17 protein-coding genes are annotated in these 16919 nt (G+C 65.7%); 7 read left to right on the plus strand and 10 right to left on the minus strand.

Translation table 11 applies throughout. The annotated features are described in order from the left end of the window. Positions 1–228: 228 nt before the first annotated feature. Positions 229–888: a monofunctional biosynthetic peptidoglycan transglycosylase gene (mtgA, locus tag FIU28_RS24560; protein ID WP_143575699.1), complete on the minus strand. Its 660-nt coding sequence runs from the start codon at positions 886–888 to the stop codon at positions 229–231. A 169-nt stretch (positions 889–1057) separates the two neighbouring features. Here mtgA and FIU28_RS24565 point away from each other — a divergent pair, with 169 nt between their 5' ends. The 6 genes from FIU28_RS24565 (at position 1058) to FIU28_RS27390 (ending at position 6466) form a co-directional block, all read left to right on the plus strand. Beyond that, positions 1058–1981: a polyprenyl synthetase family protein gene (locus FIU28_RS24565; RefSeq protein ID WP_143575700.1), complete on the plus strand. Its 924-nt coding sequence runs from the start codon at positions 1058–1060 to the stop codon at positions 1979–1981. A gap of 2 nt (positions 1982–1983) precedes the next feature. Then, positions 1984–2679, plus strand: a complete 696-nt coding sequence (locus FIU28_RS24570) for a DUF1345 domain-containing protein (protein ID WP_143575701.1) — start codon at positions 1984–1986, stop codon at positions 2677–2679. Positions 2680–2930: 251 nt separating this feature from the next. Next, positions 2931–4535, plus strand: a complete 1605-nt coding sequence (locus FIU28_RS24575; protein ID WP_143575702.1) for a Na+/H+ antiporter — start codon at positions 2931–2933, stop codon at positions 4533–4535. An 86-nt stretch (positions 4536–4621) separates the two neighbouring features. Further along, positions 4622–5899, plus strand: coding sequence for a mannosyltransferase family protein (locus tag FIU28_RS24580; protein ID WP_143575703.1), 1278 nt, complete (start codon positions 4622–4624; stop codon positions 5897–5899). 46 nt (positions 5900–5945) lie between these two features. Continuing rightward, entirely contained in the window at positions 5946–6176 is a 231-nt protein-coding gene (locus tag FIU28_RS24585; RefSeq protein WP_143575704.1) for a hypothetical protein, read from the plus strand. Then, positions 6173–6466, plus strand: coding sequence for a type II toxin-antitoxin system RelE/ParE family toxin (locus tag FIU28_RS27390; RefSeq protein ID WP_168203032.1), 294 nt, complete (start codon positions 6173–6175; stop codon positions 6464–6466). The genes FIU28_RS24585 and FIU28_RS27390 overlap by 4 nt, the downstream gene beginning before the upstream one ends. A 19-nt stretch (positions 6467–6485) precedes the next feature. Here the strand turns inward: FIU28_RS27390 and ispG are convergent, their stop codons facing one another. From ispG to FIU28_RS24630, 8 genes are all read right to left on the minus strand, one after another. Beyond that, positions 6486–7781 (minus strand): flavodoxin-dependent (E)-4-hydroxy-3-methylbut-2-enyl-diphosphate synthase, encoded by a 1296-nt coding sequence (ispG, locus tag FIU28_RS24595; protein WP_143575705.1) that lies wholly within the window; start codon positions 7779–7781, stop codon positions 6486–6488. Between the two features lie 242 nt (positions 7782–8023). Further along, positions 8024–8878, minus strand: coding sequence for a DMT family transporter (locus FIU28_RS24600; RefSeq protein WP_441351316.1), 855 nt, complete (start codon positions 8876–8878; stop codon positions 8024–8026). Between the two features lie 111 nt (positions 8879–8989). Beyond that, entirely contained in the window at positions 8990–9487 is a 498-nt protein-coding gene (locus FIU28_RS24605; protein ID WP_441351254.1) for a Fur family transcriptional regulator, read from the minus strand. A 208-nt stretch (positions 9488–9695) separates the two neighbouring features. Beyond that, positions 9696–10274, minus strand: a complete 579-nt coding sequence (gene pcaG, locus FIU28_RS24610) for a protocatechuate 3,4-dioxygenase subunit alpha (protein WP_143575708.1) — start codon at positions 10272–10274, stop codon at positions 9696–9698. Beyond that, complete coding sequence (pcaH, locus tag FIU28_RS24615) at positions 10274–10975, minus strand: protocatechuate 3,4-dioxygenase subunit beta (RefSeq protein WP_143575709.1); 702 nt, start codon at positions 10973–10975, stop codon at positions 10274–10276. Before pcaH ends, pcaG begins: the two co-directional genes overlap by 1 nt. A gap of 120 nt (positions 10976–11095) precedes the next feature. Then, positions 11096–12304, minus strand: a complete 1209-nt coding sequence (pcaF, locus tag FIU28_RS24620; protein ID WP_143575710.1) for a 3-oxoadipyl-CoA thiolase — start codon at positions 12302–12304, stop codon at positions 11096–11098. 135 nt (positions 12305–12439) lie between these two features. Further along, complete coding sequence (locus FIU28_RS24625; RefSeq protein ID WP_168203033.1) at positions 12440–12778, minus strand: helix-turn-helix domain-containing protein; 339 nt, start codon at positions 12776–12778, stop codon at positions 12440–12442. Then, complete coding sequence (locus tag FIU28_RS24630) at positions 12778–13155, minus strand: type II toxin-antitoxin system RelE/ParE family toxin (RefSeq protein WP_246660797.1); 378 nt, start codon at positions 13153–13155, stop codon at positions 12778–12780. Before FIU28_RS24630 ends, FIU28_RS24625 begins: the two co-directional genes overlap by 1 nt. A 107-nt stretch (positions 13156–13262) precedes the next feature. On the opposite strand from FIU28_RS24630, the gene mutS reads away from it, so the two are divergent. Next, positions 13263–15992, plus strand: a complete 2730-nt coding sequence (mutS, locus tag FIU28_RS24635) for a DNA mismatch repair protein MutS (RefSeq protein WP_143575711.1) — start codon at positions 13263–13265, stop codon at positions 15990–15992. 1 nt (position 15993) lies between these two features. Here the strand turns inward: mutS and FIU28_RS24640 are convergent, their stop codons facing one another. Next, on the minus strand, positions 15994–16791 hold the full coding sequence (locus tag FIU28_RS24640; RefSeq protein WP_143576392.1) for a hypothetical protein: 798 nt from the start codon (positions 16789–16791) through the stop codon (positions 15994–15996). Positions 16792–16919 lie beyond the last annotated feature (128 nt).

Raw genomic sequence — 16919 nt, forward strand, 5'->3', positions numbered from 1 at the left:
CCCGGCGCCGGGGCGCGGACAAAATCGTCGATAAGGCGGTGTCTATAACGGAACGGGGACGGAATGGCTAGGGCGGCGCGAGCGGAATTTCGCACCGCCTCTCACTGTCGTTCCGGGGCGCGAGCGCTCCAGCGCGAGCGAACCCGGAACCTCGACATGTTCAAACACTCCGGGATTCCGGGTTCGCGGTCGGCTGACGCCGCCCGCGCCCCGGAATGACAGCCTTAATCACCAGCATTTCTGCAATTCCGCCGCCTGCGCGCGGGCCTGATAGGTCGAGGCCAGGCGCCGGACGCCCGGACCCGGCGTCTTCGCACTGCGGGTGATCGGGTTCGGCAGCACCGCCGCCAGCAAGGCCGCGTCGCGCGCCGACAAATTGGTGGCCGATCGGCCGAAGGCGAATTTGGCGGCGGATTCGGCGCCGAATTGGCCGGACGGGCCCATTTCGGCGATGTTGAGGTAGATTTCCAGGATCCGCGCCTTGGTCAGCACCAGGTCGATCCACATCGCCAGCGGGATCTCCAGCCCCTTTCGAACCACGCTGCGGCCCGGCCACAGAAACAGGTTCTTGGCGACCTGCTGGGTGATGGTGGATCCGCCGCCGGATACCTCCCCGTCCTGCGCGTCCTCGATGGCGTTCTGCAGCGAATTCCAGTCGATCCCGTTATGTTTGCAGAAACTGGCGTCCTCGGAGGCCACCACGCTGCGCGGCAGCGCCGGCGACATCGCCGAAAGATCCACCCAGCTCCGCTCCACCGGCGATCCCGTCACGAAGCGCCATGCCATCAGCGCCGAGACGGGGTGGCCGAGGCTGTAGAGCGGCGTCAGCAGGTAAGGCAGCGCCAGCAGCAGCACGACGATCAGGATCAGGCGGCGAAGGATGCGCAAGGCGATGGTTTCCGGGTTGCTTCGGCTGCGCCGATAGAGCGGGGATTCCTCGGGCTTTTCAAGGCGGTTAAGCAAGCATGCGGGATATGCTGCGGGACGCCACCGCGGAATTGACGCCGCGCCTGCCATGGAGGATTGTCCCGCCGAATTGATCTGGAGCTATTCTGAAATGACGACCGGCGCCCCCACTGATTTCGCCACCCGCCTCGACCAGACCGCCGAAGACACCGAAGCCGTGCTGGCCCGACTGCTCGACGACACCCTGCTGCCGGACGAGATTGCGCGCCCGAAGCGGCTAATGGACGCGATGCGCTATTCCAGCCTCGGCGGCGGCAAGCGGCTGCGGCCGTTCCTGGTGGTGGAGAGTGCGGCGGTATTCGGCGTGCCGCGCGACGCGGCACTTCTGGTCGGCGCCGCGCTGGAATGCATCCACTGCTATTCGCTGATCCATGACGATCTCCCGGCGATGGACAACAGCGACCTGCGTCGCGGCCGTCCTACCCTGCACAAGGCCACCGACGACGCCACCGCGATCCTGGCCGGCGACGCGCTGCTGACGCTGGCCTTCGACATCATCACCCGCGACGAAATTCATAAAGACCCCACCGTCCGCCTGCTCTTGACCCGCGCGCTGGCACGCTGCGCCGGCCTCGGCGGCATGGTCGGGGGCCAGATGCTCGATCTCGCCGGCGAAGGCCGGTTCGGCGATACCGGGCCGGTCGATGTGGCCCGGGTGCAGCAGATGAAAACCGGCGCCCTGCTCCGCTTCGGCTGCATCGCCGGCGCCCTGCTCGGCCAGGCGACGCCCGACCAGTACAAGGCGCTCGATGATTACGGCCGCGCGCTCGGGGAAGCTTTCCAGATCGCCGACGACCTGCTCGACGTCGAGGGCGACGCCGCCTCCCTGGGCAAGCCGGCCGGGGCCGACGCAGCCCTCGGCAAGACCACGTTCGTGACGCAGCTCGGGCTCAAAGGCGCCAAGTCGCGGGTCGGCGACCTGATCGCCACCGCGGATGCCGCGCTGGCGGTGTTCGGCGCCCGCGGCGACGTGCTGCGCGCTGCCGCCCGCTTCGTCGCCGACCGCAAGAACTGAGCATGACAAAGCCGGGCCAAGAATTGGACCAGCTCGTCGCCCGCTTCGAAAAACTGCCGCGACCGCTGCGCATCGTGTACGCCCGGCCGCGCACCTTCGTCGCGATGGCGATCGGCGTCGTGGCCTTCTTCCTGCTGCCCGGCGAGCTGCGGCTGGTAACCCGGCTCTTGATTGGCTGGGACATTTTCGTCGCCGCCTATCTGGCGCTGGTGTTCGGCATGATGGCGCGCTGCGACCGCAGCAACATCCGCCGCAACGCCGTGCTGCAGGACGACGGCAGTATCATCATCCTGCTGGTGGCAGCCCTCGGCGCTTTCGCCAGCATCGCCGCCATCGTGTTCGAACTCGGCGCCGGCAAGCACGCGCCGCCGGCTCTCGCGCTGGCCGTGCACACCATCACGCTGTCATGGGCCGCGGTGCACACCACCTTCGCGCTGCATTACGCGCACGAATTCTACCGCGACGAAAAACCCGGCGGGCTGGCGTTTCCCACCGGCGACGACGATACACCCGACCATCCCGACTATTGGGATTTCGTGTATTTCGCCTTTGTCATCGGGATGACGGCACAGACCTCCGACGTCGGTATCACCGACAAGCCGATCCGCCGCATCGCCACGGCGCACGGCATCGTCTCGTTCATCTTCAACACCGCGTTGGTGGCGCTGATGGTCAACATCGCGGCGAGTGCGATCTGAGCTCTTTTCCTCTTTCTTACTTCCTTCTCCCCTTGTGGGAGAAGGTGGCCGCGCGATAGCGCGGTCGGATGAGGGGGTTCTTGGCGACTGAACTCGCGGCTCCCCCTCACCCGTCTCGACCGCCCGTGCGAAGCGAAGCTTCGCTAGAGCGGTCGATCCACCCTCTCCCACAAGGGGAGAGGGAAACAAGATCGCGCACCGCATTGACCTCGACGCCTTGACGGGCAAACTACACTTTTAGAGGACATTGCGTGGAAACCAAGTTCCCTATCTTCCTGGTACTGCTCGCCGTGCTCGCCGGCACCGCCTATCTCGCACGCCGCATCAACATGGCGCATGCAATCCTGGCGCTGCTGGCCGGCGGCGCGCTGGCCTTCGTGCCGTGCATGCCGGCGATCGAGCTGCCGCCCGAAGCGGTGCTGCTCGGCGTGCTGCCGCCGCTGATCTATTCGGCGTCGGTCGCGATGAGCTGGCGCGAGTTCCGCGCCAGCCTGCGACTGATCACGCTGCTCGCCGTCGGCTGCGTGATCTTCACCGCCTGCGCGGTGGCCACCGCGACGCATTTCCTGATCGGCCTGCCGTGGGGCGTGGGCTTCCTGCTCGGCGCCATCGTGGCGCCGCCGGACGTCGTGGCGCCCATTGCGGTGGCCAAGAAGCTCGGCCTGCCGCGGCGCATGCTGACGGTGCTGGAAGGCGAAGGCCTCGCCAACGACGCCACCACGCTGATCCTGTACCGCTTTGCCGTGGTCGCCATCACCACCGGCGCGTTCTCGCTGCCGGTCGCCGCAGGCACCTTCGCCGCCATCCTGACATGCGAATTTGCCTTTGGCCTTCTGATCGGATGGGCCAGCCTGCGGCTGCGCCACGCCGCGCGCGACCCGCAGGTCGAGATCACGCTATCGCTGCTGACGCCCTATGTCGCCTATCTGATCCCGGAGCATTTCGGCGGCTCCGGCATCATCGCCACCGTGGTCTGCGGCCTCTACATTTCGTGGAACGGCCCGCTGCTGATCTCGGCCGCGACCCGCCTGCAGGGCATCTTCTTCTGGGACCTCGTGGTCTACCTGATCGAGGGCATGCTGTTCCTGCTCACCGGTTTCCAGATGCGGCTATTGATCGAAAAGTCCAAGGCATTCGTCATCGGCGACATTCTGCTCGCGACCGCTCTGGTCGGCGTGGTGATCGTGATTGCGCGCTTTGCCTGGGTATATCCCGCGATCTACCTGCCGCGCTGGCTGAACCCGAAACTGCGCAAATCCGATCCGGCGCCGAACTGGAAGTGGACCTTCGTCGTGGCCTTCACCGGCGTGCGCGGCGCGGTGTCGCTGGCCGCGGCGCTGGCGCTGCCGTTCGCGCTGCCGTCCGGCGAAGGCTTTCCGTCACGCGACCTGATCCTGTTTGTCACCTTCAACATCATCCTGATCACGCTGGTCGGCTTCGGGCTCGGCCTGCCGGTCGTGGTGAAGCTGCTGGGCCTGGGCAAGGAGGGCCGCGACGAGCACATCGCCGAGCACGAGGCCGAACTCGAAGCCCGCCGCGAGGCGCTGAGCGCCGCACTCGCCTCGCTCGACGCCATGACCGACGATCGCGAACTGTCCGAGGAAGTCCTGAAGCTGTTGCGCAAGAGGCACGAGGTGCGCTCCGGGCAGTTGCCGGAGCAGCTCGATCCCGACGCGGACAATTCCGCGTTGGGGACCGATCTGGTGCGCGAACTGATCGCCGCCGAACGCAAGTTCATCCACATGCAACTGCGCGACGGCAAGATCACCGACGAAAGCCGCCGCCGGATCGAGCGCGATCTCGATCTGGAAGAGGCAGGACTGATCAACCGGGAATACCGACGGATGCCGATCTAGCGCTGGCACGCATATTACTGCGGTTTCAGCCTATGTTGTGTTAGCAACATAGGACCATACGACCCTGCCCTGGTCCGGAGACGGTCTTGTCACCGCCCGCACCACTCGCTTTCGACAATGGCGTCGCCGATCGGTCTGAAATGCTTGAAAGCGCGGGCGTAACTACGCTGACCGGCACCACTGCCGATCGGCTGACCACGGTGATGCTCGACGGCTGGACCGAGCGGCTGCGCCGGGTCGTTCCCTATGCCCAGGCACTGGTGATCTATCTCGGTTCGCGGCTGCTGGTGTTTTTCGGCGTGGTGTTCGGACGGACCTATGTTCCGCTGGGCAACGACACCTGGCTCGGTGGCGCCAGTTGGTATCACCGGCTGCTGCGCTGGGATTCGGAGTGGTACGGGCTGATCGCCCGCGAAGGCTACAAATACAACGGCGATCCCGGCCAGACCCAGACCGTGGTGTTCTATCCGCTTTATCCGATGCTGTCGCGATTTGTGGCCGGCGTGCTGCGCATCGAGATCTACGATGCGCTACTGCTGGTCGCCAACCTGGCGTCCGTCGCGGCCATCCTGATGTTGTTCAGGCTGATACGCGAACGGTTCGACGACCGCACCGCACTGACCACCGTGGCGATGATCTCGTTCTTTCCGTCGTCGATCTTCCTGTCTGCCGGCTATACCGAACCGCTGGCGCTGCTGCTGATGGTCTGTTTTTTCTACGCCGTCGGCCGCCAGCACTTCCTGGCGGCGGCGGTGCTGGCCGGGCTTGCCATCGCCACCCGATCCAGCGGCGTCGTGCTGTGTCCCGTGCTGCTGTTCGAACTGTGGCGCAGCCGGTCGCCGCGCCGGTTCCTCATCGAGGCCGTGCCGCTGGCGATCATCGCGACTTCCGGCCTGTGGCTTTACATGGCCTATCTGAGCGCCACATTCGGTAACCCGATGGCATTTTCAGACGGACAGGCGGCGTTTCACGAGAACACGTCGATGCTGACGCGCATCGTGTCGGCGCTGCTGCTGGAGCCGCTGCGCAACATCAATCTCGCCGACATGAGCCCCGCCGGGCTCGACCAGTGGTTCACGCTGATCTTTATCGGACTGATCGTGCGCGCCTGGTTCGCCGGGATCGGCCGCGGCATGGCGCTGTTCGCCAGCCTGCTGCTGTTGCTGCCCTATCTGACCCTGAGCGGCGGTCCCGCCGGCTTCACCTCGATGGCCCGCTTCAACATCGTCTCGTTTCCGCTGTTCCTGACGCTGACCCTGTTGAGCAACCGCTGGCGCTGGGCTGCGCCGGCGATGGTCGGCGTGTTCGGCGGCCTGCTGCTGGTCTACGCGGCTTTGTTCTCGCAATGGCAGTGGGTCGGGTGATCCAAAACCAGATGCGGAATTCCGGGAGATTTGGTAATATCCCGGCATGACAAATGAAGCACTGGCAGAGCTGATAGCGCGGGTTTCGACCTGGTCGGAAGAGGCCAAGGAAGAGCTCGCCCAGTCGATTGTCGAGATCGAAACCCGGCATGCCGAGGATTACGAATTGACGGATGAAGATCGAGCGGCCATCGAACGTGGCCAGGCTGACATCCGCGCTGGGCGGATCGTCAGCGACGAAGAAGTCACAGCGTTGTTCAATCGATATTTCCCGTGAAGCTGCGGTGGTCGGACACCGCGAGACGAGAACTTGAGCAAATCTTCGCATTTGTCAGGGAGCGAAGTCCGGCGTCGGCCAGATCCGTTGCCCAGCGCATTCTTCATCGAGCCCGATTTTTGCGTGAGTTTCCGTTTTCAGGCAAAGAGTCGCAGGTTGCCGGCGTGCGTCGACTTTTCGTCGTTAATTACCCCTACGTGATCCTTTACGAGATCCACCAATCGGATGACGAAGTGCTAATCGTCAGCGTGCGGCACACGGCCCGCAAGCAACCGCCGGCAGAAGACTAACCTCCGCCGGCGCTCCGAGTTACTCCGCCGCGTCCGCGCCGACCTGTGCCGGCAATGCCGCGCCCGAGCCGTAGCGGTGGTCGATATAGTCGATCACCATCGCCTTGAAGTCGGCGGCGATGTTGGGCCCGCGCAGCGTGCGGAATTTCTTGCCATCGACGAACACCGGCGCGGCCGGAGTTTCGCCGGTGCCCGGCAGCGAGATGCCGATGTCGGCGTGCTTGGATTCGCCGGGGCCGTTGACGATGCAGCCCATGATCGCGACGTTCAGCGCTTCGACGCCCGGATAGGTGGTCTTCCAGCCCGGCATCTCGACGCGGATGAAGTCCTGGATCGAGCGCGCCAGTTCCTGGAACGTGGTCGACGTGGTGCGACCGCAGCCGGGGCACGCCGCGACCAGCGGCACGAAGGTGCGGAAACCCATGGTTTGCAGCAGTTCCTGCGCGACCTGGACTTCCAGCGTGCGGTCGCCGCCGGGCTCCGGCGTCAACGAAATACGGATGGTGTCGCCAATGCCCTGCTGCAGCAGGATGCCGAGCGCCGCGCTGGATGCGACGATGCCCTTCGAGCCCATGCCGGCCTCGGTGAGTCCGAGATGGATCGCGTAGTCGGAGCGTTCCGCCAGCGTCTGGTACACCGCGATCAGGTCCTGCACGGCAGAAACCTTGGCCGACAGGATCATGCGGTTCTTCGGCAGGCCGATTTCCTCGGCGCGCGCGGCGGACAGCAAAGCCGACTGCACCATCGCCTCGCGGGTCACGGCGCGAACGTCCTTCGGCTCGGCCAGCAGCGCGTTCTCGTCCATCAGCTTGGTCAGCAGTTCCTGATCGAGCGAGCCCCAATTGGCGCCGATCCGGATCGTCTTGTCGTACTTCAGCGCCATCTCGACGATGTCGGTGAACTGGGTGTCGCGCTTCGCCTTGAAGCCGACATTGCCCGGATTGATGCGGTACTTGTCGAGCGCCTCGGCGCAGGCCGGGTGGTCGGCCAGCAGCTTGTGGCCGATGTAGTGGAAATCGCCGATCAGCGGCGTGGTGATGCCGCGCTTGCGCAGCTCGTCGCGGATATGCGGCACGGCGGCCGCCGCCTCATCGCGGTCGACGGTGATGCGGACCATTTCCGAACCGGCGCGCGAAAGGGCTGCGACCTGTTCGATGGTGCCCTGGATGTCGGCGGTGTCGGTGTTGGTCATCGACTGCACGACGATCGGGGCGCCGCCGCCGACGGCGACGTTGCCGACCATGACCTGGGTGCTGCGATGCCGGGCCATCGGGCCGGCGACATCTCTCTGCGGCGGTTTTTCAAGCATGTTCATGGGGTCTCGAATATCAGGTTTTGGTGACATTCAGCAATGGATCAATGGTCACCGTGTCGTGCACCGGCCCTGAAATAGCCAGTCGGGGCACTGAGGTTAAGGGGGTATAGCGGTAAAAGCTGACAATTTGCTGACGACGCGGCGGATATCGGCACATCGGGCGCACCGCGCCGGCACATTGAAATCGAAAAAATACTCTTACAGAACAGTTGCTTAAATGCCGGTAAGAGCGCGTCGAATATCTAAACCGCCCGCGCTGCCGGCTTGTTCACCAGATACAGCCCCACGATCACCAGCACCGCCGCGACCCCGAAGGCCGGGGTCAGCGGGTCGTGCAGGATCAGATAGCCGCCGGCGACGCCGATCAAAGGGGTGATGAAGGTGAAGGCCGACAATTTGCTGGCGGAATAGACCCGGACCAGGCTGAACCAGATCATGAACGTCATGCCGACCACCCAGATCGCCTGAAACGCCATCAAGGACAGCGTCAGCGTCCCGGGCATGCGGGGGATGGTCTCGCCGGCCAGCCAGGCGGCGAGACCGAGAACCGGGATCGAGATCGCCACCTGATATCCCAGTGCTTTTTCCGGCGGGCAGCGGCCGAGCCGGGTCGCCTTCACGCACAAGGTGGTGGCCGCCCACAGCGCCGCGCCGGCCACCACCATCAGGTCGCCCATCAGCACCTGCGCATCGACATTGGGCTGCGGCACGCCGATCGCAAACGCCACGCCGGTAAAGCTGACCGCGAGCCCGGCCCATTGCACGGCGCGCAGCCGCTCGCCCAGGAACGGATAGGCCCCCGCCGCCACGAAGAACGGCGCGGTGTACAGGAACACCGAGGCGCGGCTGGCCGAGGTATATTGCAGGCCGTGGAAGATCAGCACGAATTCGACGCCGAACATCAGCCCGCACAGCAGCCCGGCCGGCAGCGAGCCGTCGCGCTCGAACAATTTGGTACCGCGGACGGCGGCAATCAGCAGGATTACCACCAGCGCGCCGGACGAGCGGATCATCGCCTGCAGATAGGGCGGGATTTCGGGGAGCACCAGCTTGATGGCGATCTGGTTGAAGCCCCAGGTCAGGCACAGCATCAGCATCAGAGCGACCGCGCCGATGGTCAGCGAACGCCCGCCGGGCGGGACCTTATCGGGCGTGACGGACATGGTGCCTCGTGCCGGCTTGTCGCCGTGTTGTCGTTGTCGGGGTAGCTAGCTGGCGTGGCAATGCGCGCAGGTGCCGGTGATTTCCACCACCGACAGTTTCGGCACGAAGCCGGTGGTGCGGGCGGCGTCGTTGAGGCTCTGCGCCACGCGGGTGGCCGGCACCTCGCCGACCGAGCCGCAACGGTCGCAGATCAAAAACGCCACCATCGAGGCCTCGCCATGGTCGTGGGCGCAGGCCAGGAAGGCGTTGCGGCTCTCGATGCGGTGGACGAGGCCGTTCTCCATCAGGAAATCCAGCGCCCGGTACACCGTGATCGGCGCCGGACGCGCGGTCACCTTGGCAAGTTCGTCGATCACCTCATAGGCGCCGAGCGGCCGGTGACTGGCCAGCAGGGCCTCCAGCACGGCGCGGCGGATCGGGGTGAATTTCTGCGACCGGCCGGCACATACCGTTTCGGCATGCCGGATCGCGTCGGCCGTACAGCGGTCGTGGTCATGGCCGGGGTGCGGAAAGCTCGGCTTCGCCACGGATTTCGATTTCAAGGCGGTCATACCGATAATGTAATGCGTCGGGCGCCGCTTGGCTCGCTTTTTAGACGTCGCGGCACAAGTTTCTTGGGCCGGCGGCCATGCCGGGTGCGCAGAGCCGTTCGCCCGGCGCGACATGAGGAATGGCTTTTCCACTCATGCCGGAACCGCGAATGGAATGGGTCCGACCTCTCTGCGCCCTTTGCGAGGAGAGGTCAGGAACCTACACGTCGAAAAACACCGTCTCGTTGTCGCCCTGCAGATGGACGTCGAAGCGATAGACGCCCGGTGCGGTCTTTTTCGCGATCAGCGTGACGCGGCGATCTTCCGGCACCAGCGCCATCACGCCGTCGGTGGCATTGGCCGGCTCGTCGTCGAAATAGATCCGCGTCATGCTCTGCATCGTCATGCCGCGGCCGAACACCGCCAGCACGATATGCAGCGCCTGCGGTTTCCCGTCCAGGCCAGGCACGGCACCGGGCTTGATCGTCTCGAACGAAAAGCCTTCGGTCCCGGTGCCGCAGCGGCCAAAACCCTTGAAGCTGGCATTGGACAGCGCGCGGGAATCCTGCGGGTCCGAGAACCGGCCCTGCGCGTCGGCCTGCCAGATTTCCAGCATGGCGTCGGGCACATTCACGCCGTCGCCATCATAGACGAAGCCTTCGATCCGGATGCGGTCGCCGGTGACGTCGGCCGTCAGCAAATTATTGGTAAAGGCGTCGTTCCAGGCGTAGTTGCCATTGGGCGTCAGGCCATAGGCGAAGAACGGGCCAACGGTTTGCGAGGGGGTTAGACCTGACATCAGTGATTATCCAGCGGCGTGGCGTTGCGCCCGCGCAAAACGATGTTGAAGCGATAGGCCAGCGCCCAGCCGGGCTCGGTCTTGTCGAGATCGAAATCCGACACCATGCGGTTGCGGGCGCGCTCGTCGGTGACCGAATTGAAGATCGGGTCATACGGGAACAAGGGATCGTTGGGGAAGTACATCTGCGTAACCAGCCTTGAGATAAAGGCGTGGCCGAACACCGAGAAGTGGATATGGGCAGGACGCCAGGCGTTGGGGTGGTTGCCCCACGGATAGGCGCCGGGCTTCATGGTGATGAATTTGTAGTTGCCTTCGGCGTCCGTCACGGTGCGCCCGGCGCCGGTGAAGTTCGGATCGAGCGGCGCAGGGTGCTGATCCCAGACGTGGACGTAACGGCCGCAGGCATTGGCCTGCCACAATTCGACCAGCACGTTCGGCTGGCCGCGACCGTCCTCGTCCTGCACTTGGCCATGCACGATGATGCGCTCGCCGATCGGCTCGCCGGTGTGCATCGTGGTCAGGTCGTGATCGCCGGGGCGCACGGTCTCGTGGCCGTACACCGGGCCGGTCAGCTCCGAGATCGTCTGCGGCATCAGGATGCGCGCCTTCTGCGGCGCGCGCTTGATGGTGCTCTTGTAGCCGGGCGACAGGCGCGGTGCGTGCGCTTCGTTGCTCTCGACGGGATAGATTAGCGTCATGCTTCCTCCGGGACGGTGCCCTCATGGTAAGGAGCGCGTCTTCGCGCGTCTCGAACCATGAGGAGTGTGGCGCTCATCCTTCGAGACGCGGCCCAGGGGCCGCTCCCCAGGATGAGGGACTTAGTTCAGCTTCTCGATCGCCATCGCCACGCCCTGGCCGACGCCGACGCACATCGTAGCCAGCGCCAGCTTGCCGCCGCGCTTTTCCATGCCGTGCACCGCGGTCATCGCGAGGCGCGCGCCGCTCATGCCGAGCGGGTGGCCGAGCGCGATCGCGCCGCCATGCGGATTGACGAAGTCGGCATCTTCCTTGACGCCAAGCTGGCGCAGCACAGCAATGCCCTGCGACGCGAAAGCTTCATTGAGCTCGATCAAATCGAAGTCCGAGATCTTGAGGCCGAGCCGCTCCATCAGCTTCTGCGTCGCCGGCACCGGGCCGATGCCCATGATGCGCGGCGCCACGCCGGCCGAGGCGAGGCCGAGAATGCGCGCGCGCGGCGTCAGGCCATACTTCTTCACGGCGGCGGCGGAGGCCAGGATCATGGCGGCGGCGCCGTCATTGACGCCCGAGGCGTTGCCGGCGGTGACCGTGCCGTCCTTGCGCACGATCGGGCGCAGCTTGGTGAGGCCCTCCAGCGTGGTCTCGGGGCGCGGATGCTCGTCCTTGTCGACCACGATCGGGCCGGCCTTGCCGCCCGGCGCATGCACCGCGACGATTTCCTCGGCGAAATAGCCGGACGCAATGGCGCGGCCGGCGGCCTGCTGCGAGCGGATCGCGAAGGCATCCTGGTCGGCGCGCGAGATCTGGAAATCCTGTGCGACGTTCTCACCGGTCTCCGGCATCGCGTCGACGCCGTATTTCTCGCGCATCAAGGGATTGATAAAGCGCCAGCCGATCGTGGTGTCGAAGATCTCGGCCGAGCGCGAAAAGGCTTCGGTGGCCTTGCCCTGGACGAACGGCGCGCGGGTCATCGATTCGACGCCGCCGGCAATGGCGAAATCGATCTCGCCGCCGCGGATGGCGCGGGCGGCGGCGCCGACCGCATCGAGGCCGGACGCGCACAGACGGTTCAGCGTCAGGCCGGGAACCTGTTCCGGCAGTCCGGCCAGCAGCAATGCCATGCGGGCGACGTTGCGGTTGTCCTCGCCGGCCTGGTTGGCGCAGCCGAAATAGACCTCGTCGATGCCGGTCCAATCGATGCCCGGATTGCGCTCCATCAGCGCCTTGATCGGGGTGGCGGCGAGGTCATCGGCGCGGACCTTGGCCAGCGAACCGCCAAAGCGGCCGATCGGGGTGCGCACTGCGTCGCAGATAAAGACATCGCTCATGAAATTCTCCCTGAAGGCGCCATCCGCGTTGGACCGCCGGATTTGGCGGCTGTTGTAGGAAGGCCCAAGCGGGCCGTCAAATGCTGGCTGGGCGCCAGCGCCGCGCCGCAGGCGGGGCGGATATGCGCAAGGTAGCTAGGCGGCGGCCGTCTTGAAGGTGATGCGCCCCGGCTTCCCGGCGTCGCGGTTCGGCCGCATGGTGATTTCGATGTCCTGCGCGAACACCGTGAGCATTTTCATCAGCCGCTCCGCCGAATAGTCGTCGAAATCGCCGCGCAACAGCAGCGACAGATCCGGCTGATGGATGCCCAGCAACTTGGCGGCCTTCACCTGGGTCAACCCACGGCCTTTGATCAGCCGCTGCAGTTGCGCAACGATCTGGCTCTTCAGCAGCCGCTGTTCGGCATCCGGCAGGCCGAGATCGGCAAACACGTTGCCGCTGCTCTCGGTCGCCTCGATTTCACGCTTGTTCATCAGCCTTCTCCTTGGCGGGCGCGGAAGTGCGCTTCGGCGTCGCGCAATCGCGATTTGATCAGGTCGATGTCGTGATGCGGCGTAGCGGCACCCTTTTTCGACTTCTTCTGGAAGGCGTGCAGCACGTATACGACGCCCTCGAAACGCACGGTGTAGACCGCCCTGTACGTATCGGTGTCGAAATCATCGATCAGTTCGAGGACGGAACGCCCGCCAAATCCCTTCAGCGCCTTCGCCGAATTCGGTTCGTCGCCGTCCTGAACCTGCCCCAGCGCATAACCGATCCGGTTCTGAACCTTCGCGGGGAATCGCTTCAGGTCCTTCAGGCTGGAGCCAATGAAGATACAGGCTTTTGTGTCTGGTCGATCATCGCCCACAACGAGATTATAGGGAAATCCCTATAATCTCGCAAGATCGCTTAGGCACTGGAAAACGCCGTCCCGCCCTGTGAACTCCCGGCCTAAATTTGCTAGCGTTCGCGGCCATGACGATCCAGCAAAACATCCCGGCTCCCGAGCCCGCCGCCGTACCCGTCGAAGACACCACCAAAGTGTCGCCGATGATGGAGCAGTACCTTGAAATCAAGGCCGCCAATCCCGGCCTCTTGCTGTTCTACCGGATGGGCGATTTCTACGAGATGTTCTTCGAGGACGCCGAGACGGCATCAAGGGCGCTGGGCATCGTGCTGACCAAGCGCGGCCGTTACCAGGGCAATGACATCGCGATGTGCGGCGTGCCGGTGGAGCGCTCCGACGATTATCTGCACCGGCTGATCGCGCTCGGCCACCGCGTCGCGGTGTGCGAGCAGATGGAGAACCCGGCCGAGGCCCGCAAGCGCGGCAACAAGAGCGTGGTGAAGCGCGACGTGGTGCGGCTGGTGACGCCGGGCACGCTGACCGAAGACACGCTGCTCGACGCCCGCACCAACAACTATCTGCTGACCATTGCGCGGGCGAAGGGCTCGGCCGGCGCCGACCGCATTGGCCTCGCCTGGATCGACATCTCGACCGCCGAATTCAACGTCACCGAATGCAGCGTGGCCGAGCTCGGCGCCACGCTGGCGCGGATCAATCCCAACGAGGCGGTGGTCACCGACGCGCTATACAGTGACGCTGACATAGCCCAGTTGCTGCGCGAACTGCCGGCGGTGACGCCGGTGACCCGCGACGTGTTCGACGGCGCCACCGCGGAGCGCAGATTGTGCGACTATTTCGCCGTCGCCACGATGGACGGCTTGAGCGCGATGTCGCGGCTGGAGGCGACCGCCGCCGCCGCCGCCGTGACCTATATCGACCGCACCCAGCTCGGCAAACGCCCGCCTTTGTCGCCGCCGTCGCGCGAGGCCGCCGGCACCACGATGGCGATCGATTCCGCCACCCGCGCCAATCTCGAACTGACGCGGACGCTATCCGGCGAACGCAAGGGATCCTTGCTCGATGCCATCGACGGCACCGTCACCGCCGCGGGCTCCCGCCTCCTCGCACAGCGCCTTGCGGCGCCGCTCACCGACGCTGCCGCGATCGGGCGCAGGCTCGACGCGGTCGCGGTGTTCGTAACTGATGCCGGCGTGCGCGACGATATTCGTTCGGCACTGAAGGCCGCGCCCGACATGTCGCGCGCGCTGGCGCGGCTCGCCGTCGGCCGCGGCGGCCCGCGCGATCTCGCCGCACTGCGCGACGGCGTGCTCGCCGCCGACCAGGTGCTGGCGCGGCTGGCTGTGATCGACAACCTGCCGACCGACATCACGGCCGCGATGGACGCGCTGCGCCGGCCGTCGCGCGACCTGGCCCGCACTTTTTCTCGCGCCCTCGCCGACGAGCTGCCGCTGCAAAAGCGCGACGGCGGCTTCGTCCGCGAAGGCTTTGAGCCCGCGCTCGACGAGACCCGCAATCTGCGTGATGCCTCGCGCCTCGTGGTCGCCGCGATGCAGGCGCGCTACGCCGACGACTGCGGCGTCAAGGGCCTGAAAATCCGCCACAACAACGTGCTCGGCTACTTCGTCGAGGTCACCGCGCAGCACGGCGACAGACTGATGACGCCGCCGCTCAACGCCACCTTCATCCACCGCCAGACGCTGGCCGGTCAGACCCGCTTCACGACCGCCGAACTCGGCGAGATCGAAGCCAGGATTGCGAACGCCGGCGACCGCGCGCTTGGCCTCGAACTCGAAATCTTCGAGCGCCTGGCACTGATGGTCGCCGACGACGCCGACGATCTGCATGCCGCAGCACACGCCTTCGCGCTGCTCGACGTCGCGACCGCCCTGGCCAAGCTCGCGATCGACGACAACTATGTCCGCCCCGAAGTCGATGATTCGCTGGGCTTCGCCATCGAGGGCGGCCGCCATCCCGTGGTCGAGCAGGCGCTGCGCCGCGACGGCCATCCCTTCATTGCCAATGCCTGCGACCTGTCGCCGGGGCCGGCGCAGAAATCCGGCCAGATCTGGCTGATCACCGGCCCCAACATGGCCGGTAAATCGACGTTCCTGCGGCAGAACGCGCTGATCGCGCTGTTGGCGCAGATCGGGTCTTACGTGCCGGCGGGGCGCGCGCGGATCGGCATCGTCGACCGATTGTTCTCGCGCGTCGGCGCCGCCGACGATCTGGCGCGCGGCCGCTCCACCTTCATGGTGGAGATGGTCGAGACCGCGGTGATCCTGAATCAGGCCTCGGAGCGCGCGCTCGTCATCCTCGACGAAATCGGGAGGGGCACCGCGACTTTCGACGGTCTGTCGATCGCCTGGGCGGCGATCGAGCACCTGCACGAGTCAAACCGCTGCCGCTCGCTGTTCGCGACGCATTATCACGAGCTCACCGCGCTCTCCGCCAAACTGCCGCGATTGTTCAACGCCACCGTCCGCGTCAAGGAATGGCATGGCGACGTGGTGTTCCTGCACGAGGTGCTGCCCGGCTCGGCGGACCGCTCCTACGGCATCCAGGTCGCCAAGCTCGCCGGCCTGCCGGCCGCGGTGATCGCGCGCGCCAAGTCGGTGCTGGCCAAGCTGGAAGCGCAGGACCGCGGCCAGAATACGAGGGCGCTGATGGACGACCTGCCTTTGTTCGCCATCCCCTCCCGCGCCGCCGCGGAGCCCGCGCCGCCGACCGAGGCCGAAGCGCTGATTGCGGCCCTCGCCGCGATCCACCCCGACGAATTGTCGCCGCGCGAGGCGCTGGAGGCGCTTTATGCGCTGAAGGCCAAGCTGCCGAAGGGGTAAGTTACACAGCGCCCCTGCGTCGCCGCCCCCACGTCCACAGCGCCAGATTCCACGCCACGCAGATCGCCAGCGCGAGGCTCAACGCCAGCGCGGATTCCAGCCGCACCGCGGTGAGGTGCAACGCCACGATCGACAGGCCGAAGCCCATCAGGCCCCAGCCGCCATTGGCGATCACCGCGGCGGTAGCGGGCCCGCCGATGCGCGGCTGCAGCAGCAGCATCAGGCTGGTCAGCACCACCGGGTACAGCGCGAGAATGCCGCTGCCGGCCGGCCCGATGGTCGATGACAGCGTCACCACGGTCGCCACCAGCGAGGCCACCAGCGCGGCGCGCAGCGGGATATCGTACCAGCGCCGGACGATCACCGGCATCTTCACATGACGAAACCGCGCCATCAGCGGCAGCACGATGGCGAAGGCGACTGCATTGACGGCGATGCCCGACATCAGCGACCACTCGGTACTTCGCACCACAGCCGCCAGCGCGAACCACACCAGTACCGCCGCGCCGAGGCTGACCACGGTGCTGCAGCGCTGCGCCAACCACACATAGGTCAGCGCGAGAGACATGGTGGCGGCGTTGACTGGCAGGCTGGCCAGCGCGCCCTGCGCGATGAAAGCGGCATCGTGGTCCAGCGCGAGAAACACGTAGGACGGCCCGGCGGAGATCGGCAGCGTCGCCACCAGTGCACCGATCACCGGACCGGAGCGTTCGGTGATGATCGAGGCGGTGACGACGAAGGCCGCGGTCACCGCCATGCGCAGCAGCAGCGTCAGCGCGACAGCGAGGTCGGGAGGGATAAGATCGGCAGGCATCAAGGCAACGGCACTTTCTCACCCTCCCCTTTTGAGGGGGAGGGTCGGCGCCCGGCACGCGAAGCGTGACGGACGTCGGGGTGGGGTGACAGGGGCAGCGGCGGATCTGAACA

This window comes from Tardiphaga sp. vice154 (genome assembly GCF_007018645.1).
In the GTDB taxonomy this organism is placed as follows: domain Bacteria; phylum Pseudomonadota; class Alphaproteobacteria; order Rhizobiales; family Xanthobacteraceae; genus Tardiphaga.